This window comes from Streptomyces sp. NPDC060205 (genome assembly GCF_042728395.1).
Lineage (GTDB): Bacteria > Actinomycetota > Actinomycetes > Streptomycetales > Streptomycetaceae > Streptomyces.
On the sequence record NZ_JBHWZP010000124.1, the window covers coordinates 1 to 24,999 of the forward strand.

21 protein-coding genes are annotated in these 24,999 nt (G+C 70.0%); 16 read left to right on the top strand and 5 right to left on the bottom strand.

The window, feature by feature from the left end; translation table 11 throughout:
- The 8 genes from ACFWGJ_RS22150 to ACFWGJ_RS22185 all read left to right on the top strand — a co-directional run.
- The coding region (locus ACFWGJ_RS22150) for a CotH kinase family protein (RefSeq protein ID WP_387327093.1) at window positions 1–1,153 on the top strand (1,153 nt) is incomplete at its 5' end.
- A 110-nt stretch (window positions 1,154–1,263) separates the two neighbouring features.
- Entirely contained in the window at window positions 1,264–2,022 is a 759-nt protein-coding gene (locus ACFWGJ_RS22155) for a response regulator transcription factor (RefSeq protein ID WP_387327095.1), read from the top strand.
- A gap of 104 nt (window positions 2,023–2,126) precedes the next feature.
- Window positions 2,127–3,692 carry a sensor histidine kinase gene (locus ACFWGJ_RS22160; protein WP_387327140.1) on the top strand — a complete coding sequence of 522 codons (1,566 nt, stop codon included), beginning with the start codon at window positions 2,127–2,129 and terminating at the stop codon, window positions 3,690–3,692.
- Between the two features lie 212 nt (window positions 3,693–3,904).
- On the top strand, window positions 3,905–5,185 hold the full coding sequence (locus ACFWGJ_RS22165; protein ID WP_387327097.1) for an ROK family transcriptional regulator: 1,281 nt from the start codon (window positions 3,905–3,907) through the stop codon (window positions 5,183–5,185).
- Window positions 5,186–5,454: 269 nt separating this feature from the next.
- On the top strand, window positions 5,455–6,720 hold the full coding sequence (locus tag ACFWGJ_RS22170) for an ABC transporter substrate-binding protein (protein ID WP_387327099.1): 1,266 nt from the start codon (window positions 5,455–5,457) through the stop codon (window positions 6,718–6,720).
- A gap of 27 nt (window positions 6,721–6,747) precedes the next feature.
- A complete protein-coding gene (locus ACFWGJ_RS22175) occupies window positions 6,748–7,665 on the top strand; it encodes a carbohydrate ABC transporter permease (RefSeq protein WP_387327102.1) in 918 nt (305 codons plus the stop codon).
- The gene (locus ACFWGJ_RS22180) at window positions 7,662–8,522 is read left to right on the top strand and encodes a carbohydrate ABC transporter permease (protein WP_387327105.1); all 861 of its coding nucleotides are present in this window, start codon (window positions 7,662–7,664) and stop codon (window positions 8,520–8,522) included. Before ACFWGJ_RS22175 ends, ACFWGJ_RS22180 begins: the two co-directional genes overlap by 4 nt.
- 12 nt (window positions 8,523–8,534) lie before the next feature.
- Window positions 8,535–11,501, top strand: a complete 2,967-nt coding sequence (locus tag ACFWGJ_RS22185; RefSeq protein WP_387327108.1) for a glycoside hydrolase family 2 TIM barrel-domain containing protein — start codon at window positions 8,535–8,537, stop codon at window positions 11,499–11,501.
- Here ACFWGJ_RS22185 and ACFWGJ_RS22190 read toward each other — a convergent pair.
- A complete protein-coding gene (locus ACFWGJ_RS22190) occupies window positions 11,498–12,184 on the bottom strand; it encodes a hypothetical protein (RefSeq protein WP_387327110.1) in 687 nt (228 codons plus the stop codon). The genes ACFWGJ_RS22185 and ACFWGJ_RS22190 overlap by 4 nt on opposite strands.
- A gap of 181 nt (window positions 12,185–12,365) precedes the next feature.
- Between ACFWGJ_RS22190 and ACFWGJ_RS22195 the strand changes: the two genes are divergently transcribed.
- From ACFWGJ_RS22195 to ACFWGJ_RS22210, 4 genes are all read left to right on the top strand, one after another.
- On the top strand, window positions 12,366–13,640 hold the full coding sequence (locus ACFWGJ_RS22195; protein ID WP_387327112.1) for a HupE/UreJ family protein: 1,275 nt from the start codon (window positions 12,366–12,368) through the stop codon (window positions 13,638–13,640).
- Window positions 13,641–13,792: 152 nt separating this feature from the next.
- The gene (locus ACFWGJ_RS22200) at window positions 13,793–15,772 is read left to right on the top strand and encodes a fibronectin type III domain-containing protein (protein WP_387327114.1); all 1,980 of its coding nucleotides are present in this window, start codon (window positions 13,793–13,795) and stop codon (window positions 15,770–15,772) included.
- 103 nt (window positions 15,773–15,875) lie between these two features.
- Window positions 15,876–16,967: a WxL protein peptidoglycan domain-containing protein gene (locus tag ACFWGJ_RS22205; RefSeq protein WP_387327116.1), complete on the top strand. Its 1,092-nt coding sequence runs from the start codon at window positions 15,876–15,878 to the stop codon at window positions 16,965–16,967.
- 321 nt (window positions 16,968–17,288) lie between these two features.
- On the top strand, window positions 17,289–17,645 hold the full coding sequence (locus tag ACFWGJ_RS22210) for a hypothetical protein (RefSeq protein WP_387327119.1): 357 nt from the start codon (window positions 17,289–17,291) through the stop codon (window positions 17,643–17,645).
- Between the two features lie 118 nt (window positions 17,646–17,763).
- Here the strand turns inward: ACFWGJ_RS22210 and ACFWGJ_RS22215 are convergent, their stop codons facing one another.
- Window positions 17,764–18,423: a TetR/AcrR family transcriptional regulator gene (locus tag ACFWGJ_RS22215; RefSeq protein ID WP_387327121.1), complete on the bottom strand. Its 660-nt coding sequence runs from the start codon at window positions 18,421–18,423 to the stop codon at window positions 17,764–17,766.
- A gap of 229 nt (window positions 18,424–18,652) precedes the next feature.
- Between ACFWGJ_RS22215 and ACFWGJ_RS22220 the strand changes: the two genes are divergently transcribed.
- Window positions 18,653–19,087, top strand: coding sequence for a hypothetical protein (locus ACFWGJ_RS22220; RefSeq protein ID WP_387327124.1), 435 nt, complete (start codon window positions 18,653–18,655; stop codon window positions 19,085–19,087).
- Window positions 19,088–19,415: 328 nt separating this feature from the next.
- Here the strand turns inward: ACFWGJ_RS22220 and ACFWGJ_RS22225 are convergent, their stop codons facing one another.
- A complete protein-coding gene (locus ACFWGJ_RS22225; RefSeq protein ID WP_387327126.1) occupies window positions 19,416–19,871 on the bottom strand; it encodes an ATP-binding protein in 456 nt (151 codons plus the stop codon).
- Window positions 19,872–19,984: 113 nt separating this feature from the next.
- Here ACFWGJ_RS22225 and ACFWGJ_RS22230 point away from each other — a divergent pair, with 113 nt between their 5' ends.
- Both ACFWGJ_RS22230 and ACFWGJ_RS22235 read left to right on the top strand, forming a co-directional pair.
- Window positions 19,985–20,821 carry a Scr1 family TA system antitoxin-like transcriptional regulator gene (locus tag ACFWGJ_RS22230; protein ID WP_381833646.1) on the top strand — a complete coding sequence of 279 codons (837 nt, stop codon included), beginning with the start codon at window positions 19,985–19,987 and terminating at the stop codon, window positions 20,819–20,821.
- Window positions 20,818–21,084, top strand: coding sequence for a DUF397 domain-containing protein (locus ACFWGJ_RS22235; RefSeq protein WP_387327130.1), 267 nt, complete (start codon window positions 20,818–20,820; stop codon window positions 21,082–21,084). The genes ACFWGJ_RS22230 and ACFWGJ_RS22235 overlap by 4 nt, the downstream gene beginning before the upstream one ends.
- Here the strand turns inward: ACFWGJ_RS22235 and ACFWGJ_RS22240 are convergent.
- The gene (locus ACFWGJ_RS22240) at window positions 21,059–21,565 is read right to left on the bottom strand and encodes a hypothetical protein (RefSeq protein ID WP_387327133.1); all 507 of its coding nucleotides are present in this window, start codon (window positions 21,563–21,565) and stop codon (window positions 21,059–21,061) included. The genes ACFWGJ_RS22235 and ACFWGJ_RS22240 overlap by 26 nt on opposite strands.
- Window positions 21,562–23,325 carry a PHP domain-containing protein gene (locus ACFWGJ_RS22245; protein ID WP_387327135.1) on the bottom strand — a complete coding sequence of 588 codons (1,764 nt, stop codon included), beginning with the start codon at window positions 23,323–23,325 and terminating at the stop codon, window positions 21,562–21,564. The genes ACFWGJ_RS22240 and ACFWGJ_RS22245 overlap by 4 nt, the downstream gene beginning before the upstream one ends.
- A gap of 213 nt (window positions 23,326–23,538) precedes the next feature.
- On the opposite strand from ACFWGJ_RS22245, the gene ACFWGJ_RS22250 reads away from it, so the two are divergent.
- The gene (locus ACFWGJ_RS22250; protein WP_387327138.1) at window positions 23,539–24,870 is read left to right on the top strand and encodes a jacalin-like lectin; all 1,332 of its coding nucleotides are present in this window, start codon (window positions 23,539–23,541) and stop codon (window positions 24,868–24,870) included.
- The last annotated feature ends 129 nt before the right edge of the window (window positions 24,871–24,999 follow it).

Sequence of the window (24,999 nt, forward strand, 5' to 3'; positions counted from 1 at the left end):
GGCCGACGGCCGGAACCAGCAGGCGGGCGGCGCTCCGGCCGCTGGGGGTGGCGGTGGTGGAGGCGGCATGGTGCAGTTCGACCTGTCCGCGAAGAAGCCCGAGGAGCTGCCCCTGCTCGTCAAGATCGACGAGTATGTCGAGGGGCGGGCCTACCAGGGCGAGCGGGAGATCTCGCTGCGTCCCGGCAGCAACGGCCAGGTCCCGCTGAACGAGGCACTGTCACTGGCCCTGACCGACAGCAGCGGGCAGAAGGCCGAGCGGTACGCCTTCACCGAGTTGAAGGTGAACAACCGGCCCGCCGCCACCCGCCTCATGGTCGAGGCCCCCGACACCGATTACGCCGACGACATCGGCGACGGCAACGGGGTGCTCTACAAGGCCCGCGCGGGCAGCAGCTTCGACTACGTCGGCGACGACCCCAGCGAGTACGAGAGCTCCTTCAAGCAGCTCAACAAGAAGGGCAGCCAGGACCTCGAACCGGTGATGAAGCTCATCAAGTGGGTCGACGGCGCCTCGGACGAGGAGTTCGCCCGCGACCTCGGCACGTACGTCGACGTCGAGTCCCTGGCCGAGTACGTCGCCTCGCAGAACCTGCTGCTGAACTTCGACGACATGGCCGGGCCGGGCAAGAACTATCTGCTCCGGTACGACCTGGACAGCAAGAAGTTCTCCGTCCTCGGCTGGGACTACAACCTCACCTTCAGCGGGGACGCGGCCTCCGGGCCGGACGACTCGATCGGCATGGGCGGCGGCATGCCCGAGGGAATGCCGGAGGGAATGCCGGAGGGGATGCCCAGCGGTATGCCGGAAGGCATGCCCGAGGGGATGCCCCAGGGAATGCCCGGTCAGCAGGACGGAGCGGGCGGCGGCGGAGCCGGGGGCGGCAGGGGCGGTGCCATGTCGGGACACGTCCTGAAGACCAAGTTCCTGGACTCCGACGCCTTCGACGCCGTCTACAAGAAGGCGTACCGGAAGCTGTACGAGGAGTTCTTCGGCTCGGGCGCTGCGGCGAAGGAGCTGAAGGTCATCGCGGAACAGGCCCGTTCCGCGGGAGCCGACTCCAAGGAGCTGGACACCGCCGTGGCCAAGCTCACGACGACGGTCACCGACCGCACCGAGGCCCTGGCCAAGGACAAGGCGGTGACCGGCTGAGAACCCGGTTCGCGTGCGGCGCGGCCACAGGTTTCCCGTCTACCATCGCGCCGCACGACCAGGACTCGCCCCGCCGCGGCTCCGCCTGCCCGTAACCCGAGGTGCCGACCGTGATCGACCAGCCCAGCCTCACGCGTACGCCCGCCGCCGGGCACACCGTCCTGGTCGTGGAGGACGACGCCAGCATCCGTACCCTGCTCACCTCCGCGCTCAGCGCTGCGGGGTACGCCGTGGCGAGCGCGGCCAGCGGGCAGGAAGCCATGTTCCAGGCCGGCAGCCGGCGGCCCGGTCTGATCGTCCTCGACGTGATGCTGCCCGACACCGACGGCTTCCGGCTCACCCGGGAGCTGCGCGCGCAGGGCGTCTACACGCCGGTGCTGTTCCTGACCGCCCGGACCGGCGTCGAGGACCGCATCATCGGCCTCAGCTCCGGCGGCGACGACTACGTCACCAAGCCCTTCCACATCCAGGAAGTGCTGCTGCGCGTCCGCGCCATCCTGCGCCGCAGCAACGCGCCCGCCTCCACCACCGGCGCCCAGCCGCCCCTGCGCTACGCCGACCTCAGCCTGGACGAGAACACGCGGGAAGTCAGGCGCGCGGACCGGCTGCTCAAGCTCTCGCCGACCGAGTTCCGGCTCCTGGCCTGCCTGCTGGCGCAGCCCGAGCGCGTTCTGGAGAAGCCGGAGATCCTGCAGCAGGTCTGGCGTTACGACTTCTCCGGCGACACCCGGATCGTCGACACGTACGTCAAGAACCTGCGCCGCAAGATCGACCGCGACGCGCCACCGCTGATCCACACGGTGCGCGGGGTCGGCTACTGCCTGCGGCTGCCGCGCGACGAGCCGAACCCGGGCCCGGGCCCGCGGTGAGGCGCTCACGCTTCCCGAGGCTCCCGAGGCTCCCGAGGCTTCCGAGGCTTCCGAGGCTTCCGAGGCCAGGGTTTCGGAGCCCGCGCCTCCCGAGCCCGCGCTCCCTGCGCAGCCGCCTCGTCCTGATCGCGGGCCTGCTGGCCACGAGCGCCGTCCTGCTGTGCCAGTTCGCCGGTCTGACCGTGCTGCGCGGCTGGCTCACCGACCAGGTCGACGACCGGCTCGGCCACTTCAGGCCCCCCGACCGCGTGTACTCGGACATCGCCGCGGACCGGAAACTGCCGCCGCCGGACTCGGACAGCACGCTGCCCTCGGACTACCGGGTCTACTTCTACGACGAGAACGGCAGACTGCTGCGCGACTCCCTGGGCAACGGCGCCGAGCCGGGTCCCCTGCTCCCGCAGCGGGCGGCCGATCTGCACCTGCCCGCCGGGCGGCCGACCACGGTCCCGTCCGAGGACGGTTCGTCCGGGTCCGGCTGGCGCGTGATCTCCCATGCGGGGCCCGACCGGATGCGTACCGTCGTCGCCCTGCCGCTGGACACCGTCGACGGCGCCACCGCCAAACTCCTCTGGCTCAGCCTCGGGCTCGGTCTCACCGTCGCCGTCGGCGTCGTCGTCCTGGGCAACGGCGCCGTCCGCCTGGGGCTGCGCCCGCTCACCCGTGTCGAGCACACCGCCCAGCACATCACCGAGGGTGCCCTGGAACTCAACGTTCCCGTGGCGGACCCGGACACCGAGGTCGGCCGGCTCGGCCTGGCCCTCAACACCATGCTGGACCGCCTGCGCACCGCCCTGCACCGCAAGGAGGCCTCCGAGCGGCAGTTGCGCCACTTCATGGCGGACGCGGGACATGAGCTGCGTACGCCGCTGACCGCGATCCAGGGGTTCGCCGAACTGCTCCTCGACGAACCCGGCATGGCCGGCCGGCGGCGCCGGGAGGCGCACACCCTGATCGCCCACAACGCCGACCGGATGAGCCGTCTCGTCGACGACCTCTTCCTCCTCGCCACGCTCGGCGACACGCCCGCCGCGCACCGCGAGCCCGTCGACCTGCTGTCCCTGGCGGCCGACGCCATCGCCACCACCGCGATACGTCATCCGCGGCGGCCCATCACCCTGGAACCCCTCACCGCGCACCCCGCCGATCCCGGACGCGGCCTCGACATCGTCGAAACCCCCGGCGACCCCCACCAGCTCGCGCAGGTCGTGGGCAACCTGCTGTCCAACGCCTGCACCCACACCGAGGACGACAGCCCCGTGCATGTGCGGGTCGGGGCCACCCGTGCCCCCGGCGAGGAGAGACCGGGCAGCGGCCCGCCGCTACGGCCCGGCACACCCGTCTGCGTCGTGGAGGTCGCCGACCACGGTCCCGGGATCAGGCCCGACGAGGCCGACAGGGTCTTCGACCGCTTCTACCGCGCGACACCGCTCGGCCGTCCCGCCCCGGCCGGCCTCGACGCGGACCTCGGCCCGGGCCCCGATGCAAGCCCCGATACAGGCCCGGAGACGGGCCCCGAACCCGGCAGCGGCCTGGGACTCGCCATCGCCGCCGCCATCGCCACCGCGCACGGCGGACGCCTGGAACTGGACAACCGCCCCGGCGACGGCTGCACCTTCCGCCTGCTCCTGCCGGAATCGACGACCGAACCGAAGGACGACCACGGGTGAGAACGCCGTCCGCCAGGACCGTCCGCCCGGACTGTCCACGCGGGCCGCGCGCGACCGCCAGGGACTTTGTCAAGCCCCTTTCCTAAGGGGTTGTCGAACGGGCGTGGCGGTCATAGCCTTGCGCGGCGCCGGGGCCGTGGGGTTCCGTCATGCCGTGGCGTGGGCCGGCCTCGGCCGACCGCGGGGCGGAGGGACCGAGGGGGCACGTTCTGGTGAAGCGCACTTCACGCGACATCCGCACCGCGAACCGCTACGGGGTGCTGCGCCAGATCATCGCCCACTCCCCCACCTCCCGGCAGGAACTGGCCGCCGCGACCGGGCTGAGCATCGCCACGGTCGCCACGCTCGTCGGTGAGCTGCTCGATCTCGGGATGCTCACCGAGGTCGGCTTCGAGGACTCCGCGGGTGGCCGCCCGCGGGGCCTCGTCGCCGTCAACGCGTCCGGGGGCGCGCTGATCGGGGTCGACATCGCGGAGACGTACGTGCGTGTCGAGCTGTTCGATCTCGCGCTGGACGTACTGGCCCGCGCCGACGAGGACATGCGCCCCGGGGAGATCCGCCCGGAGCAGGTCGTCGGGCATGTCGCCTCGGCCGTCGGCTCGGTGGTCGCGCAGGCCGGGATCGAGGGCGCGCGCGTGCTCGGGGTGGGTGTCAGCGTGCCGGGGCAGGTGGACCGCGAGGCCGGTGTCTCGGAGTACGCGCCGAACTGGGACTGGCACGACGTACCCCTGCTCGACCTGCTCGCGGAGCAGATCGCGTACCCCCTCCATCTGGACAATCCCCTGCGTGCCTGCGCGGTCGCCGAGCTGTGGTTCGGGGCGGCGCGCGGGCGCGGGGACGCCGTGGTGGTGAACCTCGGTACGGGCGTCGGCGCCGGGCTCGTCCTGGGCGGCGGGCTGCACCGCGGCGTCGGCAACAGCGCGGGCGAGTGGGGCCACACCACCCTCGTACTGGACGGGCGGCCGTGCCACTGCGGCAACCTCGGGTGCGTGGAGACGTATGTCGGGGCGCCCGGGATCATGCTGAACCTGCGGGAGTCGAGCCCCGGCAGCGCGCTGCTGCACCCCGAGGACCAGACGGCCACGATCGACGCACTCGCCCGCGCGGTCGCCGAGCGGGACCCGGTGGCCGTCGAGGTGGTCCGGGACACCGCCCGCTATCTCGGCGCCGCCATCGCCGACCTGGTGAACCTCCTCAATCCCGAGGTGGTCGTGCTCAGCAGTTGGGTCGCGGCCGCGCTCGGCGAGCCGTTGCTGCGGGAGGTGCGCGAGGCCGTGGCCCGGCGCGCGCTGAAACGGCCGCTGGCCGGCACCGAGATCGTGCTCTCCCCCATCCCCACGGATCCGGTGTGCCTGGGCGCGGCGACGTTCGCGCTCGAAGGAGCCCTCACCTCGGCGGGCCTGAAGCCCCCGAAGACCGTGAAGACCGTGAAGTCCTCGAAGACCGCGAAGTCCTCGAAGACCGCGAGGAGCCGTACCGCTCCGACTTCGTGACGGCCGTGTGCAGCTGCAACGGCGGTACGCATCCGGCCGGTCCGGACGGTGGGGAACAGCGGCACTAGGGCCATTGATGCATGGCCTGCACACCTTTGCGTCCGGCATTCCGGACACCCCGCAACGCTTCGAACAGACTTCGTCCAACCCCTTGCCGAAGCATTAGCCGAAGGTTAACGTCCCGCACCCCACAGCGATTTCGAGCCGCAGCCGTAGGGGGATCACCGCCGTGCTCGGATCACCGCCGGACAAGAGACAAGGACGTCACCATGTCGGCACTGAGCAGCAGCAACTGGGATCGTCGTTCCGTACTGAGGGCCGCCGCGGGCCTCGCCGCCCTCGGCCCGCTGGCCGCCTGCGGCGGCAACACCGGCCGTGAGGGCGGCGGCAGTTCGGGCAAGAGCCTCGTGCAGTACTTCCACGCGTACGGCGAGGCCGGTACGCAGGAGGCGATCAAGCGCTACGCCAAGGCCTACGACGAGGCCCGGGTGACCACCCAGTGGATCACCGGCACCAACTTCGAGAGCAAGCTGTTCTCGTCGCTGCTCACCGACAACGCCCCGGACGTCTTCGAGTTCCACCCCCAGCTGCAGCTGATCAAGAGCGGTCAGGTGGCGCCGCTGGACGACATCCTCGGCCCGGTCAAGGACGACTTCAATCCGGCGGACATAAAGTCCCACACGGTCGACGGCAAGGTCTACGGCGTCCGGATGATCGACGACCCGCAGTTCTTCTTCTACCGCAAGTCGCTGCTGGAGAAGGCCGGCATCGGGGTGCCGCAGACCCTCGACGAGCTGGCCGAGGCCGCCGACAAGCTCACCACCGACAAGGTCAAGGGCCTGTTCCTCGGCAACAACATGACGTCGACGAACTACGCCCTGGTCTGGGCGGCCGGCGCCGACCAACTGAACGACAGGAACGAGATCGCGTACCACACCGACGACGTGGCCGCGGCGCTGAAGACGTACCGCAGGATGTTCACCAGCGGGCATCTGCTCCTGGACGCGCCCGCCGACTACTGGGACCCCTCGGCCCTGGTCCAGGGGCTCACCGCGATCCAGTGGTGCGGTATGTGGGCCATGCCCGTGATGCAGAAGTCCCTCGGTGACGACCTCGGTATCTTCCCCTTCCCGTCGGCGGCCTCCGGCGCCGAGCCGGCCGTCTACAACGGCGGTTGGTCGATGTTCGTGAACGCCAAGGGCAGACACGTCGACCTGGCCAAGGAGTACGTGAAGTGGCTGTGGATCGACCAGAAGAAGTACCAGGAGGACTGGGCGCTCAGCTACGGCTTCCACATACCGCCGCGCACGTCGCTCGCCGCGTCCGCCACCAAGCTCAAGTCGGGGCTGCCCGCCGAGGGCGTCAGGCTCTTCACCGACTACGGCCGCTTCGACAACATCTCCTGGACCCAGGCGATGATCACGGCCCTGGAGGAGGTGATCGCCAACTCGGTGCGCAAGGGCATGGATCCGGAGAAGGCCCTCGACGCGGCGGACGTCAAGGTCAACCGCGAACTCAAGAAGCTGTTCGGATAGGCCGGCGGACAGGCGACAGGCAGCGGCATGCCCAACACCAAGACACCTGCCGGAGGCGTGCGCGGCAACACGCTCAGCTTCTGGATCTTCACGGGCCCGTTCCTCATCGGCCTGGTGGTCTTCGTCTACATCCCCATCGGGTGGAGCGCCTGGCTCAGCTTCTTCGAGGCGCGCTACACGGTCACCCCCGACAAGTTCATCGGCTTCGACAACTACAAGCTGATGCTGACGAACGGCGACTTCACCGCCGCGCTCGTCACCTTCACCGTCTTCGCCGCGATCATCGTGCCGGTCACCTGGGCCCTGTCGCTGGGGCTTGCCCTGATGGTGCACCGGCTGCGCTTCATGAAGGCGTTCTTCCGGTCGGTCTTCTTCCTGCCGACGGCGTGCAGTTTCGTCGCCGCCTCGCTGATCTGGAAGATGTCCCTCTTCAGCGGGGTCCGCTTCGGCATGATGAACACGGTCCTCGGCTGGTTCGGCATCGAGAACATCGCCTGGCTGGCCGACCCGAACCCGCCCTGGTACTGGCTGGTCATCGTGACCGTCCGCCTGTGGCTCCAGGCCGGTTTCTACATGATCCTGTTCCTGGCGGCCCTGCAGAACATTCCGCCCGTGCTGTACGAGGCCGCCGCGATCGACGGCGCCAAGCCCGGCTGGCAGACCTTCCGCCACATCACCCTGCCCCAGCTGCGGGCCACCTCGACGGCCGTGATCCTGCTGCTGCTCGTGGCCGCGTACCAGGCGTTCGACGAATTCTTCAATCTGCTCGCCAAGACGACCTGGGGCCGTCCGCCGCTCGTCGAGCTGTACTACACGGCGCTGGGCGAGGACCAGGACTACGGCGCCGGCAGCGCGGGCGCGGTCATCCTGACCCTGCTGATCTGCATGGTGACCCTGCTCCAGGGCAGATTCCTGGGCTTCGGAAAGGGGGAGGACTCCAGGTGACGACCGTCAGCCCGGCCCGCAAGGGCGGCCGACGGGGCGTACTCGGCTCCGCGGGCCTCTACTTCGCCACCGCCGTCTGCGCCCTGCTCTTCCTCGTCCCCTTCTACCTCATCGTCCGCAACGCCCTGTCCACGGACGCCGAGATCACCGGCGAGAACTGGCAGTGGTTCCCCACCGACATCCAGTGGGGCAATGTCACCGAGCTGTTCGACGACCCGACGGTCCCGTTCGGCCGCTCCCTCGGGAACTCGGCGGTCGTCGGCATCCTGCACACCCTCGGCACGCTGCTGGTCTGCTCGCTCGCGGGCTACGGCCTCGCCCGGATCCCGTACCGGCACGCGAACAAGATCTTCTACGCGGTCCTGGTGACCCTGATGGTGCCGGCCGCAGTCACCTTCGTACCGAGCTTCGTGCTGGTCTCGTCGCTCGGCTGGGTGTCGAGTATGCAAGGTCTCATCGTTCCGGGGCTGTTCAGTGGTTTCACCTGCTTCCTGTTCCGGCAGTACTTCCTGGGGTTCCCCAAAGAACTGGAGGAGGCGGCGCGCGTGGACGGGCTCGGATACTGGGGTGCGTACTGGCGCATCGTCGTGCCGAACTCGCTGAACTTCTTCGCCGCCATCGCGACCATCACCTTCATCAGCGGCTGGAACGCCTTCCTGTGGCCCCTGGTCATCGGCCAGGACCAGGAGGCGTGGACCGTGCAGGTCGCGCTCTCCTCGTACATGACGAATCAGACGGTCAACTTCCATCTGATCTTCATGGCCACCGCAGTGTCCATCCTGCCCCTGGTGCTCGTGTTCCTGTTCCTCCAGCGCTGGCTGGTGCAGGGTGTCGCGCAGACCGGTATCAAGGGCTGACCTAGGAGAACGATGTCTGTCCGCACCACCTCGTCCCCGTCCGCTGCCTCGTCCGGCCCGGAGGGCGTCACGTCCTTCGCGTACGTCGAGGACGTCTCGCCCGGGAGCGGCGCGCTGCCACCCCGGGCGTGGTACGCGTCCTCCGACGCCGCCTCCCTTTCGCTGAACGGCAGTTGGCGTTTCCGGCTGTCCGCGACGGCCGACGCCGAGGACGACTCCTTCGCCGGGCAGGGGTACGACTGCGGGGACTGGGCGCAGGTGACGGTACCCGGACACTGGGTCCTCCAGGGCGGCGGGGCCTTCGGTGCGCCGATCTACACCAACCACCTCTACCCCTTCCCGGTGGACCCGCCGAGGGTGCCCACACAGAACCCGACCGGTGACCATCTCCGGTACTTCGACCTGCCGGACGACTGGCCCGACGTCTCGGACGCGAAGGGGGCCGCCGGGGGCGCGGTCCTGCGGTTCGACGGGGTCGAGTCCTGCGCCCGGGTGTGGCTGAACGGCACGGACATCGGGGAGTTCAAGGGGTCGCGGCTGCCGCACGAGTTCACGGTCGGGCATCTGCTGCAGCCCACCGGGAACGTGCTCGCCGTGCGGGTCCACCAGTGGTCGGCGGGCTCGTACCTGGAGGACCAGGACCAGTGGTGGCTGCCCGGCATCTTCCGGGACGTCACGCTGCTGCACCGGCCGGCGGGCAGCGCGCTCGATTTCTTCGTGCACTCGTCGTACGACCATCGCGAGGGCACCGGGACCCTGCGCGTGGACTCCGACGTCGAGGGCCGGATCCTCGTGCCGGGCCTGGACATCGATGTCGAGACCGGGCAGGCGATCACCGTGCCGGTACGGCCCTGGACGGCGGAGACACCGCACCTGTACGACGCCACGCTGGTCACGCCCGGGGAGCAGGTCCCGCTGCGGATCGGCTTCCGTACGGTCGCGCTGGAGGACGGCCTGATCAAGGTCAACGGCCGGCCGGTCCTCTTCCGGGGCGTCAACCGGCACGAGTGGCACCCCGAGCACGGCCGCGCCCTGGACCTGGAGACCATGCGCGAGGACGTGGCTCTGATGAAGCGGCACAACGTGAACGCCGTACGCACCTCGCACTACCCGCCCCACCCGGCCTTCCTCGACCTGTGCGACGAGTACGGGCTCTGGGTGATCGACGAGTGCGACCTGGAGACCCACGGCTTCACCGAACAGGCCTGGCGCGACAACCCGGTGGACGACGACCGCTGGACCCCGGCGCTCCTCGACCGGGCGGCCCGCATGGTGGAGCGCGACAAGAACCACCCCTCGGTCGTCATCTGGTCCCTGGGCAACGAGGCCGGCACCGGCCGCGGCCTCACCGCCATGGCCGAGTGGATCCGCGGCCGGGACGGCTCGCGGCTCATCCACTACGAGGGCGACTGGAACTGCCGGGACACGGACATGTACTCGCGGATGTACGCGGACCACGCGGAGGTCGACCGGATCGGCAGGGGCCAGGACGGCGGCCCCCTCAAGCGGCGCGAACTCCCCTTCATCCAGTGCGAGTACGCGCACGCCATGGGCAACGGACCGGGCGGACTCGCCGACTACCAACGGCTCTTCGAGACGCACGACCGCATCCAGGGCGGCTTCGTCTGGGAGTGGATCGACCACGGCATCAAGGACGAGCGGTACGGCTTCGCGTACGGCGGTGACTTCGGCGAGGAGCTGCACGACGGGAACTTCGTCTGCGACGGACTGGTCTTCCCTGACCGCACGCCCTCCCCGGGACTCCTGGAGTACAAGAAGGTCGTCGAGCCGGTCCGTATGGAGGGCGACGGCATCGACGGCGTCGTCCGGATCACCAACAGGTACGACTTCGCGGACCTGTCGGCGCTGGCCTTCGAGTGGTCGTACGAGGTGGACGGCGAGACGGTGGGGACGGGCGCCCTGACCGCGCCCGCGCTCGCGCCGGGCGACTGCGCCGACGTGAAGCTGCCCGAACCCCCGGTGGACGTACGCGACACGGAGACCAGGTGGACGGTCCGGGCGGTGCTCGCCGGGGACACCGCCTGGGGACCGGCGGGGCATGTGGTGGCGTGGGTCCAACTGTGGCGCGTACCCCGGCAGTTGATCGACGTCACGGCCCGCCGGCGCCCCGTCCTCGACGGCGCGGTGGGCATCACGCTCGGACCGGCCGTGTTCACCGCCCGCACGGGCGAGTTGGCAAGCGTCGGGGGCATCGACGTCGTCGGCCTGAAGCTGGACGTGTGGCGGGCGCCGACCGACAACGACTTCGGCGCGGCCTGGCAGCCGGACACCCGCTACGGCGTGCTGTGGCGCAAGCTCGGCCTGCACCGGATGCAACACCGCCTGGACGCGGTCGAGTTGTCCGAGGACGCGCTGACGGTACGCACCCGGGTGGCGCCGGCCGCGTCGGACCTGGCTCTGCGCACGGTCTACCGGTGGACCAGCGACGGGCCGAGGCTGAAGCTGGCCGTGTCGGTGACACCGGAGGGCGACTGGCAGGTGCCGCTGCCCCGGCTCGGCGTCCGCCTGGGGCTGTCCGCCGCTGACCGGGTGAGGTGGCACGGCGGCGGCCCGGGCGAGGGGTACCCGGACACCAAATCGGCCTCTCTGCTGGCCCGTTGGGAGTCGACGGTGGACGACCTGCAGACTCCGTACGTCCGCCCGCAGGAGAACGGCGCCCGCGCCGAAGTCCGCTGGGCAGAGATCGGCCGGGGGCCTGACTTCCCGGCCCTGCGCGTCGAGGGCGGGCTGCCGTTCTGGTTCACCGCCCGCCGCTGGACGAGCGAACAGCTTGACGCGGCGGACCACCTGACGGACCTCGCGCCCGGCGACACGGTGTGGGTCAACCTCGACCACGGCCAGCAGGGCATCGGCTCCCAGTCCTGCGGTCCGGGCGCGCTGCCGCAGTACCAACTGCTCGTGCGGCCAGCGGAGTTCTCGTTCGTGTTCACGACTGCGGAGGCAGGGGGCGGGGCCTAGAAGTCGTCCACCCAGACCACGATCCCCGTCCAGCCCGAGAGGACGGCGGCCGTGCCCGCGCGGACCGCCGCCGCGCAGCGGGCCGCGGTGAACGACGCGGGGTCGTAGGTAGAGGACATACCGAGGCCCTCGCCGCGGAACGACGCCCCGGACCAGTCGACCGCGGTCACGTTGTGAGTGGGCTCGGCCAGTTCCGCGCCCACCACCAGGAACTGCTGGGAGAGGTGGTTCGGGGTCACCGTCACCAGGGCGTCGACCAGTTCGTTGCCGGCGCTCACGACGAGGTCGGGGCCCAGGCCGATCGCCCGGTCGACGGCGGGGACCAGATCGGAGGCCTCGGTCACGGTCTCCGTGCGCAGGTCCACCCGCTCGCGGTCGGCCCACTCCCGCACCGCCTTCACCAGGGCCTTCGTCGGCCGGTCGTCGCCCGCCGTCAGCAGGACCACCCGGTAGCCCTCGGAGGGACGGACCGCGTCCCATGAACCGGGCCGCGGGGTGACGGTCGCCTCCGGCGCGGGCGAGGCGGCCGGGTCGACGAATCCCGCGCCCAGCGCGCCGACGGCGGAGGGCCGCGGGTGCGGCCGCGACCAGTCGTCTCCGTCGCCGCCGCATCCGGTGGCGAGGGCGGCGACCGCGACCGCGGACGAGGCCAGTGCGGCGGCGGTCAGGAGCGGGCGGCGCAAGTCGATCGTCCTCCGTAACAGGGCGTGACAGGGGTGGGTACGTCGACATCCTGCGCCCCCTCCGACCAGCAACTCCATCCGCTCGGGCGTGATCGAGCAGGTGTTCCCCCACGGTTCGCCGGACGGCCCCCACCGGTTCACCCCGGACCAGGACGGTGCACGGGCAACCACAAGGAGCCCCATGTCACACCCTGTTCGCCGCCCTCTGGCCGTTCTCGCCGTGGCGGTGTTCCTCGTCCTGCTCGGCCTCGCCCGGCCCGCCTCCGCCCACGGCTTCACCTCGACCGTGTACGTCCGTGTCACCGAAGGCGGGGGTGGGGGCAGTGCCGGTGCTGGCGCCGGCGCCGGGGCCGACCGGCTGCGGACCGAGCTGAAGCTTGAGTACGACCTCCTGGTGGTGTCCGCCGCCGACGCCGGGCACGACGACCCGCTCTTCCGCACCGGGACCGAGGCGTTCGAAGCCGGGGACACCGACGCGCAGGCCGCCGCGCTGGAGGCCCACCGCGCGACGGTGGTCGACTACGTCACCGGGCGCCTCGCCGTCACCGCGGCGGGCGAAGCCTGCCAGCCCGCACCGGCCGGCCGCTTCCGCATGGGCCGGGAGGAGGGTGTGCCCTACGCCCTGCTGACCCTCGACTGGACCTGCGCGGCAGCGGGCGACAGCCATGTCACTGCCGACCACGAGATCCGCAGCGGCCTCTTCCCCGACTCCGAGGAGTACGTCAAGGGCACCAAGACCATCGCCACGTACGACGTCGGCGGTCGCAGGGGCAGTGCGGCCCTCGACGCCGCCCATCCGTCCTTCTCCCTCGGCCAGGCCTGGACCGAACGGTTCTGGGAGTTCTTCCGGCTGGGCGCCGAACACCTGCTGACCGGCGTCGACCACATCCTGTTCCTGCTCGCGCTGATCGCCGGATCGCGGCGACCGCGCGAGATCATCCTGGCCGCCACGAGTTTCACGCTGGCCCATTCGGTGACGTTCCTGCTCGCCGCGCTCGGCCTGGTGGACGTGCCGGGGAGCGTCGTGGAACCCGTCATCGCGCTGTCCATCGCCGTCGTCGCGGGCTGGCACCTGTGGCGCATCCGGCAGCGCGGCGTGCACGTCACCGACCTGGCGGTGGTCCGCGACGGCGGCCATGGCGGCCACTTCGCGCTGGACCGCGCCGGGTGGACGCGGCTGGGTGTCGTGTTCTGTTTCGGCCTGGTGCACGGACTGGGCTTCGCGGGCGCTCTCGGGATCGACGCGGCCTGGTCCTGGACCCTGCTCTGGTCGCTGCTCGTCTTCAACATCGGCATCGAAGCAGTGCAGTTGGCGATCATCGCCGTGGTCTTCCCGCTCCTGCTCCTCCTGCGGCGCCGTTCCCGCCGGGCGGGGTTGTGGGCGACCGGCACGATCAGCGCGGGTGTCGCAGCCATGGGGCTGGTCTGGTTCGTACAGCGCACGTTCGGGCTGTGAGGGCCCGCCCGACACCCCCGCACCCCGCTCACCTGGATGTTCAGCAGACCCCGCACCCACATTTATGCGGGGTTCACCTGGCACCGAAAGCTTGACGATCTCCACTGCGTGCACACCGCACGCACACAGCAGAACAGAAGAAACGACACGTCATGAGAACAAAGCTCTTCGCACCGGCCGGCAGGCCGATGCGACGCCGCGTGGCGGGCACCGCCGTCGCGGCATCCGTGGGCCTGATCCTGGCCCTCGGCGGTGGCGGACTCACGACCCCCGCGGTCGCCGCCGACTCCGCCACCCTCACCGGCATCGTCCTCGGTGTCGGCGCCGACGAGACCCAGCGCACCGTCAGCTGGTACTCCTCGGCCGACACCGCGCAGAAGATCCAGGTGGCGCCCACCGCGCTGGTGACCGCGGGCGAGTTCCCCGCCGACGCCGCCACGTTCGACGCCCTGGGCGGCGCCAACATCGCCACCAGCGGCGGCTACAACCGCCACGCCACCATCACGGGCCTCAAGGAGAACACCGCGTACTCCTACCGCGTCGGCGGTGAGGGCAACTGGTCGGCCGCGTACGCGTTCCGCACGCAGGACTTCGAGGGCGAGTACGACTTCCTCTTCCTCGGCGACCCGCAGATCGGCTCCTCCGGCGACACCGCGAAGGACCAGGCGGGCTGGCAGGACACCCTCGACGTGGCCACGCGGGCCAACAAGGACGCCGAACTCCTCGTCTCCGGCGGCGACCAGGTCGAGAGCGCGAACAACGAGTCCCAGTGGAACGCGTTCCTCGCCCCCGACCAGCTGCGCCAGGTGCCGTTCGCGGCCACCATCGGCAACCACGACGTCGGCGGCAAGGCGTACGAGCAGCACTTCTCCACGCCGAACACGGACCGGTCGGGCGCGTACTACTCGAACGGCAACCCCGCCTCCAACACCTCGGGCGGCGACTACTGGTACATCTACAAGGATGTGCTGTTCATCGACCTGAACAGCAACAGCTACGCCACCTCGCAGGGTGGTGGCGGCGACGAGGCGCACACCAAGTACGTCACGGACGTCATCAACCAGCACGGCTCCGAGGCCAAGTGGAAGGTGCTCGTCTACCACCACTCGATCTACTCCCCCGCCTCGCACGCCAAGGACGGTGACAACAAGGCGCGGCGCGTGGACTTCCCGACCACGTTCTCCAAGCTGGGCGTGGACATCGTGCTCCAGGGCCACGACCACAGTTATTCGCGCAGCTACCTCATCAAGAACGGTGAGAAGGCCGACAAGGACGAGCAGCCGGGCGCGGCCGATGTCTACCCGGGTCCCGGCGGTGTCCTGTACGTGACCGCCAACTCGGCCTCGGGCTCGAAGTACTACGACATCACCAAGCCCGACAGCAGCGGCACCAGCGGCGCGGGCAACGGCGCCGACCCGCTGAACCCGGACAGCTACTGGTACAACTCGGTCCAGAACCAGGAGCACGTCCGCAGTTACGTCAAGGTGCAGGTCCGCGACGAGAAGCTTGTCGTGGAGAACATCCGCAGCGGCACCTGCGCGGCCCCCAACTCCGAGGTGGAGCACGGCGACTGGTGCAACAACACCACCGCCGGCCAGCCCGTCGGTTCGATCGTCGACAAGGTGAGCGTCCACCCGTACAACGGTGACGGCCAGTCCCTCCAGGTCGACGTGCCGAACGCGGCTCCGGGCGAGTTCGGCTGGACGATCGACGGCTACAACGGTCTGGTGGACCTCGGTACCGCCAAGGAGACGAACGGCGACCACTTCACGGCCGCCGGCAAGATCAACCCGATCCTCGTCACGGACACCCGCCGCACGCTCTCCCCGTGGTCGGTGTCGGCCGGTGTGAGCGACTTCAAGGACGCCGAGAAGACGTTCCCGGGCTCGTACCTGGGCTGGTCGCCGTACATCCTTGACCAGGGCGCGGGCGCGAAGGCCGGTGCCTCCGTGGCCTCGGGCTGGGACGACCAGGGCAAGGGCCTGTCCGTCTCGCGCGGCCTCGGCTCGGCCGACCAGGGCCACGCCCGCGGCAAGGCGAAGCTGGGCGCCGACCTGGACCTGAAGATCCCGGACAGCGTCCAGAAGGGCGGCTACCGCGCCACCCTGACGATCACCGCGCTGAGCAGCTGATCATCCCCGCTTGACCAGCTCCGTCCGCGGGGCAGGCGGCCGACGCACCGCCCGGTCGCCTGCCCCGCCCCTTTCAGCACCACCCGAGCCCGGAGAGCCCGCCATGCACCTGTCCCCTACCCCCCGCCGCACACTGTCCGCCGACCCGCGCCGGGTCGGCCTGCGTCACGCGGTCCTCGTACTGCTGGCGGTTCTCGCGTTCGCCGGTACGTCCGCCGGACCCGCGCGGGCGGCCGACGGCGACGTGACCTGGACGGTCCGCACGGCCGCGAACGGGTACGGGGACGACCGGTCCAGCTTCAGCTACGGCGTCAACCCCGGCAGCCGGGTCGAGGACGCCATGGTCGTGGCCAACCACGGCAGGAAGGCGCTCACGCTGGCGCTGTACGCGGCCGACGGCTACACGACCGAGAAGGGCCAACTCGACCTCTTCACAAGGGAGAAGAAGTCCCTGGGGATAGGCGCGTGGGTCCGCGCCACGAAGACCGGTGTGCGCATCGCGCCGGGCAAGTCGGCCGAGATCCCCTTCACCGTCGCCGTCCCGCGCGACGCCACCCCCGGGGACTACGTGGGCGGCATCCTCACCTCGCTCAAGCAGCCCGACGAGACGGAGGGCATCGCCGTCGACCGCCGCCTCGGCATCCGGATCAAACTGCGGGTCAGCGGCGCGCTGAAGCCGACGCTCGCCGTGGAAAACCTGCACGTGGAGTACGACGGCACGCTCAACCCCTTCGGCCAGGGCGACGCGACGGTCACGTACACGCTCCACAACACGGGCAACGCGCTGCTCTCCGCCGCCCAGAAGGTCACGCTGACGGGCCCCTTCGGCACCCTGGAGACCCGGGCCGGCAAGGTCGCCGCCGCGCCGGAGCTGCTGCCCGGGGAACGCTGGAAGGTCACGGTCCCCGTGGGCGGCGTAACGCCCGCGCTCCGCCTCACCGCGAAAGCGACGGTCACCCCCGTCATCACGGACGCCGCCGGCTCCACCGCCTCCCTCAGGCCCGTAGAGGCCACCACCACGGGCTGGGCCGTCCCCTGGACCCTGGTCCTGCTGATCGCCGCGCTGCCAGCCGGAGCCACAGCCGCATACGTCCTACGCCGCCGCACCCGCGCCCGCCGCAAACAGCGCGAGGACGCCCGGGTCCAGGAGGCCGTCGAACAGGCCCTGCGCGACCGGGCCGAGCAGCGGGCCTGACTACCCGCTGATCAGCATTCGCCGCGCCACCTGACGGACTTGACGGTGATGTGGTTCCAGGGGCCTTCGGTCCCTCCGCGGTTCTCCCGGCGGCCTCGCACATCCTTGGTGATGCGGCTGGCGGCGCCAAGCCTTTCAATCCAGCCTGAAATGCTTGGCGCAACCCACCGGGGTCGACGACGATCGGTGGAGCGGGAGGCTGCGTCCGCTGCCGGACCGGCCGGCCAGGCGGCCGACCCTGACATCTGTCAGGTACTCGACGCATCAGGTCCCTCGTACGTTTCGCAGTGCACGCAGTCACCCACGAGGGGATGACCATTCATGCGCAGAATCGCCAGGGCCGCGGCAGCAGTGTCACTCGCACTCGGTGTGCTGACCACCGTCGGCTCCACCGCGGCCCATGCCGACACCTGGCACGGCTGCCCGGACGGCTACGTCTGTTTGTACCCGGGCGCGAGCTGGAACAACGACACTCCGTCGCACGTCTACTACAACTACGGGACCTACAACCTCAGCGGCATGTTCGGCACCTACCGCATCGCCAACAATCAGACCGACGGCGCGACGATGCGCACCTGCACGGGCTACGACGGCACGGGCTGCGAGGGCTATCTGCCGGCCCAGTGGTCGATCGACAAGGACATGACGCCGATCAACTCGATCACGCTCCAGCCGTAGGCCGCGTATCGCAGGACTCGTATCGCGTCACACATGGCCGCTCGGGCCGGGCCTCCACGGGGGAAGCCCGGCCCGAGCCGTTGCGCCGTTGCGCCGTCGTGTCGTCGTGTCGTCGGGTTCAGTCGCCGAGCGCCCGCGCCGCCCGCATCCGGTCCGACCGGGGTGGGCCCGCGGGCAGCGGCAGTTCGGCCTCGGGTGCTGGCAGGCCGTAAAGGGCGTACAGGCGGCGGCGAATCGGTTCCGTCGGGTAGTGGGCGCCGTAGACGGCCGTCTTGAAGATGACGCCCTCCAGGACGCTGCGCAGCAGGACCTCCTCCACTGCCGGGTCCTCGGCCCCGCGTGCGGTGAACAGTTCCCGCAGCCCGTCCTCCAGCGCCACCACCCGCTCCTCCTTGCGCGCCTCGGCCGCCGCGAACAGGGGGTGCGTCGCCGGGTTGACCACCAGGCTGAGGGTGATCCGCTGCACCGGGACCGTGGCGGCCGCCAGGACCAGGACCCCGTCGATGATGGCGGCCAGCCGCTCGTCGGGGGTGCCGGTCACGTCCGCGAGCGCGGAGACCCCGTCGAGGTAGCGGTCGAGCAGTTCGTCGACCAGGTTCTGCTTGCCGGGGAAGTAGTACGTGAGCAGCCCGCGCGAGACACCTGCCCGGGCGGTGATGTCCGAGATGGTGGCGTCGTGGTAGCCCTTCTCGGCGAAGACCTCCAGGGCCGCCACGAGAATCCTCTCCCGCGACTGCGCCCTCAACTCCTCGTTGGCCTCCGCCGACCGTGGCGACACGTGCCACCCCACTCCCGCTCGTCCCTGGTCATGCGCCGGGCTGGTCGGGCCCGGCAGGACCATTGTCGCCGGTGCGCACCGCGACCCCGTCGGCGGCCGGACGGCGACAGGAACTGCCATGTCCGGCAAGGCAGTTGAGGGCCACCAGGATTGGAATTTTTTGGTTGGCTAGCTGTACAGTCAACGCCGGTTCCCCTAGTCCGGTACTGAACGAGGAGTGCGCACAGTGGTGAGCAAGGAACAACTCAAGGCGGAGATCCACGCGGCCTTCGACGCGGCCGTACCCGACGGCGCGGCGTACACCAAGGTCTACGCCTCGGACATGAAGGAGCGGAACTTCATCGTCTACCGCAGCACCACGGTCTACAACTACGCCGTGGGCTTCAGACCGGGCAGCACGGAACTCGTCATAGTCCCGGTCGAGGAGGACGGCGGGCGGGTCACGGCGGGCACACCGGTCACCATCTCGGACGCGAACCGCGGCGCCACGAAGAAGCGCGACCTCCAGGGCCGCTTCCACATCGCGACGGCGGACGGCCAGAAGTTCCGCCTGTCCGTCATCCCGTCGGTCCCGAAGATCACCGCGGGCTTCTACCAGCTCCCGGTGGACCAGAAGGCCGAGTACGAGGCCTTCCAGGAGGTCAGGAGTCTGATCTGCGCCTAGGCCGGCCGCAGGTCGGCGCACGCTTGCTCCTCGTCCCCGTGCCGAACTCCTCAAGGAACTGCGGGAGCAGGCCGGGGTGGTGCTCTACATGCTCACCCCGGGTGAACTGCTCCGCTGGGCCAAGGAACTCCTTGAACTGAACGTCGACGACGGCTCGGTCCGCGACCTGGGGCAATTGGGCGAGGTATCGGCCGACGAAGACTCCGAAGGCGAAGCCTGGACGGCGGAGAAGCCGGGAGCGAACCTTCCGACAGGGCCTGACAGGCGGCCGGACGCGCTCGTCATCCAGCACCGCGCCAGGGCCGTCCCCAGGCCGGACCACTGCGATTCAGGCGCTCGGCACCCTGATCTCCGCCCACACGCTTTTGTACGTGCCTCCCGTGCAGAGTGCTGTTCCCCAGCGGTCCGACAGCGCGTCGACGAGAAGGAGGCCGCGGCCTCCTTCGTCCTCCTCGACAGGGCCGGGTGACTCCCGTAGTACGGGGAGGCGTTCGGTCAGGCCGTCGGCCACTTCCACTCGTACGGTGTTCTCGCCGACCCGCATCAGCAGGCGTACGCGGAAGTCGCGGCCCCTCACCCGGCCGTGGGTCACCGCGTTGGCCGCCAGTTCCGCGACGACCAGGGTGACGGATTCGCTCGCCTCGCTGTCGTACGCGTAACCCCACACGTCCATCCGGTTCGCGACCAGTCTCCGCGCGAGCCTGGCCCCTCGTGGCGTGCAGCTGAAGAGCTGGGTGAACGTACGTACCGTGACGGGGACTTGGACCCCGATTCGTCCTTGCATGGGTCAAAGGTCCCGGGCGGCCGAGCCGTCGACCAGCACCGACACTCGTACAGTGCACCCCGTACGAGTTCACTCTGTGGACAGTCGGAGTGACTTTCCGTGACCATGACGTCATGACCAACAGCACGGCGAACGAGCCCGAACCGTCGGACAGTTTGAAGACGTTCGGTCTGGTCCACAAGGCCTTCCGCAAGCGGGCGGGGCTCACGCAGGAGGAGTTCGCACCGCTCGTGCGGTATCAGCCGGGGACGGTGGCGTCGATCGAGCAGGGGAGACGGCTGCCGCCGAGGGTGTATGTCGAGCGCGCGGAGGAGGTGTTGGACGCGTTCGGAGTGCTCCGGGCTGCGGCGAAGTATGCGACCAGGCAGCCGGGCTTGGCGTCGTGGTTCCGCAAATGGGCGGACCTTGAGGGACAAGCGATCACCCTATGCACGTACGAATGCCGGGTGATTCCCGGCCTGTTGCAGACGGAGGCTTACGCACGAGCGGTGATCTGGAGCGTGCCGCTGCGTCCGACCGATGAGCAGGTCGAGCAGCGGGTGGCCGCGCGCTTCGCACGGCAGGAGCTGCTCAGCACGAGCCCGGAGCGGCCCACGGCGTTCAGCTTCATCGTCGAACAGGCCGTCCTGGAACGGCACACGGGCGGCGAGGACGTGACACGCGAGTTGATCGACCACCTGCTCGACGTGAACGAGCGACACTGGAACGTCGAGATCCAGTTGATGCCACTTCGGCAGCCCGTGCATGCGGGTCTCGACGGCCCCATGCACTTGTTGGAGACTCCGGAGCACGAATGGCTGGCTTACGCCGAGGGCCAGAAGACCGGTCACCTGATCAGCGACCGTCAAGCCATCAGCGTGCTCCAGCAGCGTTATGCCAAGATGCGCTCACAGGCACTCACCCCAGAGGACACGGTGAGCCTGCTCCAGCAGATGCGAGGGGCGCTATGAACAGCAACACGACCGAACTCACCTGGTTCAAGAGCAGTTACAGCGGCTCGGAGGGCGATGACTGCGTCGAAGTAGCCCTCGCCTGGCACAAGTCGACGTACAGCAGTGGGAGTGAAGGCGACTGCGTCGAGGTCGCCGTCTGCCCCGCTGCCACCATCCACGTCCGTGACTCCAAGAACGCCCCCGGGCCGCAGCTCGCCCTCTCCCCCGACGCCTGGGGCAGTTTCATCCAGCGGGTCAGTGGTCCGCGCAGCACGGCGTAGGGTCCGGGACCTCGAACGGGACCAGTACCCCGCCCACGGCCGGCTGCAGGGTCAGGACCAGTTCGCCGTCCTGCCACTGCGGGCGTACGTGGTCCCGGGTCACCACCTGCTGCGAAGGCGGCGGCTCACCGGGGGCGCCCAACACCACCACCCTGCCGATCGCGGAGCGTGCCAACAGCTCCGCGATCGTCAGCGTGCCGGTCAGCTCGGTCGAGCCCGGGTAGACGACGGCCCGGCCCACCTCGTCGGGCGCGCCGGCCGTCACCTCGTACCCCTTGGCCGACAGGAGTCGCGCGGTGTCCTCCGAGGCCGACATGAACGACAGGACCACCCTCGGGCGTTCACCGCGTACCAGGTGCGTGCAGCCGAACCCGTTCTCGGCGAGCGCGAGTTCGGCTGCCAGCTCCAGCAGCAGGTGGTCGGCCGCGCGCAGCTCGCGTACGCCGGCGTCGATCGTCGTAACGTAGGGCGGACGGGTCACGCGGGCAGGACCCAGACCGGGTTGCTGTAGAACCACAGGTCCTTCCACGGGTCCGCGTCGCCGACTACGTCGATGGCGGGACCGGCGGGGTCGACGGCCGCACCGCGTGCGCCGACGGCGGACCGGTTGCCGTCCGAGCCGCGCAGGCGCAGGTACAGCGGGCGGTCGACGCGGCCGAGGGAGTACGTGATCCGGACCGTGCCGGTGGTCTTGTTGACCTCGTACGACTTGACGACCTTCGTGGTCGGCGCGACGAGCGTGTCCTTGTCGGCGGCCGGGCCGGTCACGTCGCCCTGGATGACGTCGACGCGGGCCAGCTTCGGGATGAACCCGGCCCAGTTGGCGTCCTGGGCGAGTGCGATGTCGACGGTCAGCGTGACGTTCGTGCCCTTCTTGACGTGCAGCGCGCCACCGAGGGTCGCCCAGCGGCTGCCACCGGAGACCCGCACGTCGAGACCGCTGATGAGCTGGCCGTGGTCGACCCAGACGCGTCCGGCGCGGATGCCGTCCATCACGGCGGCGTACGAGAAGTCCTCGGCGCCGACGTGGGTCCTGCTGTACTGGCCGGGCCAGTAGTCGCCCTGGGTGGTGTCGATCTGGCCGCTGTAGACGGGGTCGCCGTAACGGCCGTCCGTGTTGAAGTCGCCGCCACCGCGTGCCGCCGTGTCCGCGTACACCTGGTGGGAGTCGGAGTTGGCGCTGATCCACCATGCCTTGCCCTCGGCGAGCAGGCTGTCCCAGAGGCCGCCGACCGTGGCGGTCATCCAGTCGAAGCCGCCCCAGGTGCGGTAGCTCTCCGCCGGGTAGCCGGGGAAGGAGTTGGCGCTCGGGTTGTTGTCGTAGATGCCGCGGGCGCGGCCCATGCCGAGCGGGGCGGGGAGGCCGGCGGCCTGGTGGCCGGGCGCGCCCTCGAAGCCGACGGCTATCTGGTGGTTCGGGGAGGTCGCGTCGCGCCAGGCGCGGATCTCGTGCGGGGAGTCGACACCGCGGCGCGCCGGGTGGTTGGCGAGCATCAGCGCGTCTTTGACCTTGCGGCGCTGGACCTGCTCGCCGAGGAACGCGAGACCGGCGACGGCGAGCGCCTCGTTGGCGGGCGTCGAGTCAGAGGCGTTCTTCACGCTGCCGTCGTAGTCCGTCTCGAACTGCTTGAGGACGGAGACCTCGTTCTTGCCGGGGTGCACGAAGACCGTGCCGTGCTCGGCGCCGGGGATGTTCCATTCGAGGCCCTGGAAGACGAGGGTGTCCTCGTACGCGGCACGGGCGGCCTTGATGTCCGGGTTGACCTTGTCGACGCCGATCTTGGCGTGCGCCACGCTGCCGTGGTCCGTGATGACCAGCCAGTCCATGCCGTGTCTGGCACCCTGCCTGACCTGGTCGGCGACCCGGTACTTGCCGTCGCTGCTGTACTGCGTGTGGATGTGGTGGTCACCGGCCAGCCAGAGGAAGCCGTTGCCCTTGCGACCGCCGGAGGACGAAGGCCGGGTGCCGGTCGACGCGGTGCGGGCGCCGGTCGCGGTCTGCGCGGCGGCCGTACCGCTCGCCGCCGCGCCGAACGTCCCCACCGTGGCCAGACCCGCGCCGAGCAGGCCCGCACGGCGGAGCATGGAACGGCGCGACTGCTGCTCGGGGGACAGGGCCTCGTCGGGTACGGAGGTGTCGAAGGCCGCGGGGAGGGGCGCGCTGCCGTGGTCGTGACCGTGGTCATGGTCGTGACCGTGGTGATGCCCGTGTCCGTGCCCGTGACTGTGTCCGTGCCCCATGTCGGCCTCCTGTGTCCGGCGCCGCCGGTGCGGTCGCGCGCTATGGAGACTCGATGCGAAACATGAACACCGGACGACGTGGGGGTGAGCTGTGGGCGACTCCGGCACGGCGGCTCGCCTCTGCCGCCACTGTTCCCCCAACTGCCCCTGTAGACCAGACTAGTTGACTTCCCCGCTCTCCGTTTTCTCTGTTGCCTGGAGGCATCCCCCACCATGAGAAGACTCATCGGCACGTTGATGGCAGGCGCGCTGGCCGTCGCCGGGCTCACCTCGGTCGCCGCCTCCCCCGCACAAGCGGCTGCCGCGGCCCCCTCCTCCGGCACCTTCAACGTCCTCACGTACAACGTCGCGGGTCTGCCCGAAGGGCTCAGCTCCGGCAACCCGGAGGTGAACACCCCGCTGCTCGCCCCACGGCTGGGCGCGTACGACATCGTGAACGTCCAGGAGGACTTCAACTACCACGCGGCGCTGTACGCGGGCGACAACCACCCGTACCGCACGGCGACCAGTGGCGGTGTGCCCTTCGGCGACGGTCTGAACACCCTCTCGGACTACACGTTCGAGGATTTCGAGCGCGTGCGGTGGGGTGCCTGCACGGGCACCAACTGCCTTACACCCAAAGGGTTCTCGCTGGCGCGAGTGCGGCTCGCGGAGGGCGTCTTCGTCGACCTCTACAACGTGCACACGAACGCGGACGACACGGACGACGCGCTCGCCGCGCGGCGCGCCAACATCGAGCAGCTCTCGGACTTCGTCCAGGCCAACTCCGGCGGTAACGCGGTCATCGTCATGGGTGACACCAACACCCGGTACACCCGCTCGGGCGACAACATCCGTACCCTCGCGAGCGAGAACGGGCTGACCGACGCGTGGGTCCAGCTCGTGCAGGGCGGGAGCGCGCCCGCGCAGGGCAGCGACGCGCTCGTCTGCCCGACGACCGCGCCGACCAACTCCTGCGAGGTGGTCGACAAGATCCTCTACCGGGGCAGCAACCTCGTGAACCTCTCCGGGACCCGCTACAACAACGAGTGGGCGAAGTTCCTGGACTCGGCCGGGGGGAACCTGTCCGACCACTTCCCGCACACCGTGGACCTCTCGTGGACGCTTCCGGCGAAGCTGCGGGCGAGCGACTTCTTCGGGGGTCCGCATGGCACGGCGTTCAGCGACGCGGACGACCTCCCGGGCGCGGCCTCGCCCCGGACGCTCACCCTCCGTGGAGGCTCACGACTGGACTCCGTGTCGCTCGCCCTCGACGGCGGTACGTCGCTGACGCACGGGGGGTCTGGCGGTACGGCCGCGTCCCTCACCCTCGCCGCCGGCGAGCACCTGACCTCGGTGAAGCTCACGCAGGGGCAGAAAGACGGCCGGACGCGGATCTTCTCTGCGGCGTTCACGACGGACAAGTCCCGTACGGTGTCGGCTGGTTCGGCCACGTCGGACTCGGTGACGTATGCGGCTCCGGCGGGGTGGCAGATCATCGGGTTCACGGGCCGATCTGGCACGGAGATCGACAAACTGGGGGTCCTGTACGCCCCGATCGGCTGACCCCGGGATCACTGCTCCGTCTGCGGCTCGGACGATGGCGCGCCCAAAAGATTGCGCAGTTCCCCGCGCCCCCAAATACCTGGTGGCGAGCGTCAAGAATTGCGCAGTTCCCCGCGCCCCTTCAGGGGC

Coding starts and splice junctions, on each gene's coding strand:
- ACFWGJ_RS22175 (WP_387327102.1), top strand. CDS start 6,748: ATGCCCAACACCAAGACACCTGCCGGAGGCGTGCGCGGCAACACGCTC.
- ACFWGJ_RS22200 (WP_387327114.1), top strand. CDS start 13,793: ATGAGAACAAAGCTCTTCGCACCGGCCGGCAGGCCGATGCGACGCCGC.
- ACFWGJ_RS22235 (WP_387327130.1), top strand. CDS start 20,818: ATGAACAGCAACACGACCGAACTCACCTGGTTCAAGAGCAGTTACAGC.
- ACFWGJ_RS22250 (WP_387327138.1), top strand. CDS start 23,539: ATGAGAAGACTCATCGGCACGTTGATGGCAGGCGCGCTGGCCGTCGCC.
- ACFWGJ_RS22230 (WP_381833646.1), top strand. CDS start 19,985: ATGACCAACAGCACGGCGAACGAGCCCGAACCGTCGGACAGTTTGAAG.
- ACFWGJ_RS22225 (WP_387327126.1), bottom strand. CDS start 19,871: ATGCAAGGACGAATCGGGGTCCAAGTCCCCGTCACGGTACGTACGTTC.
- ACFWGJ_RS22170 (WP_387327099.1), top strand. CDS start 5,455: ATGTCGGCACTGAGCAGCAGCAACTGGGATCGTCGTTCCGTACTGAGG.
- ACFWGJ_RS22210 (WP_387327119.1), top strand. CDS start 17,289: ATGCGCAGAATCGCCAGGGCCGCGGCAGCAGTGTCACTCGCACTCGGT.
- ACFWGJ_RS22245 (WP_387327135.1), bottom strand. CDS start 23,325: ATGGGGCACGGACACAGTCACGGGCACGGACACGGGCATCACCACGGT.
- ACFWGJ_RS22185 (WP_387327108.1), top strand. CDS start 8,535: ATGTCTGTCCGCACCACCTCGTCCCCGTCCGCTGCCTCGTCCGGCCCG.
- ACFWGJ_RS22205 (WP_387327116.1), top strand. CDS start 15,876: ATGCACCTGTCCCCTACCCCCCGCCGCACACTGTCCGCCGACCCGCGC.
- ACFWGJ_RS22195 (WP_387327112.1), top strand. CDS start 12,366: ATGTCACACCCTGTTCGCCGCCCTCTGGCCGTTCTCGCCGTGGCGGTG.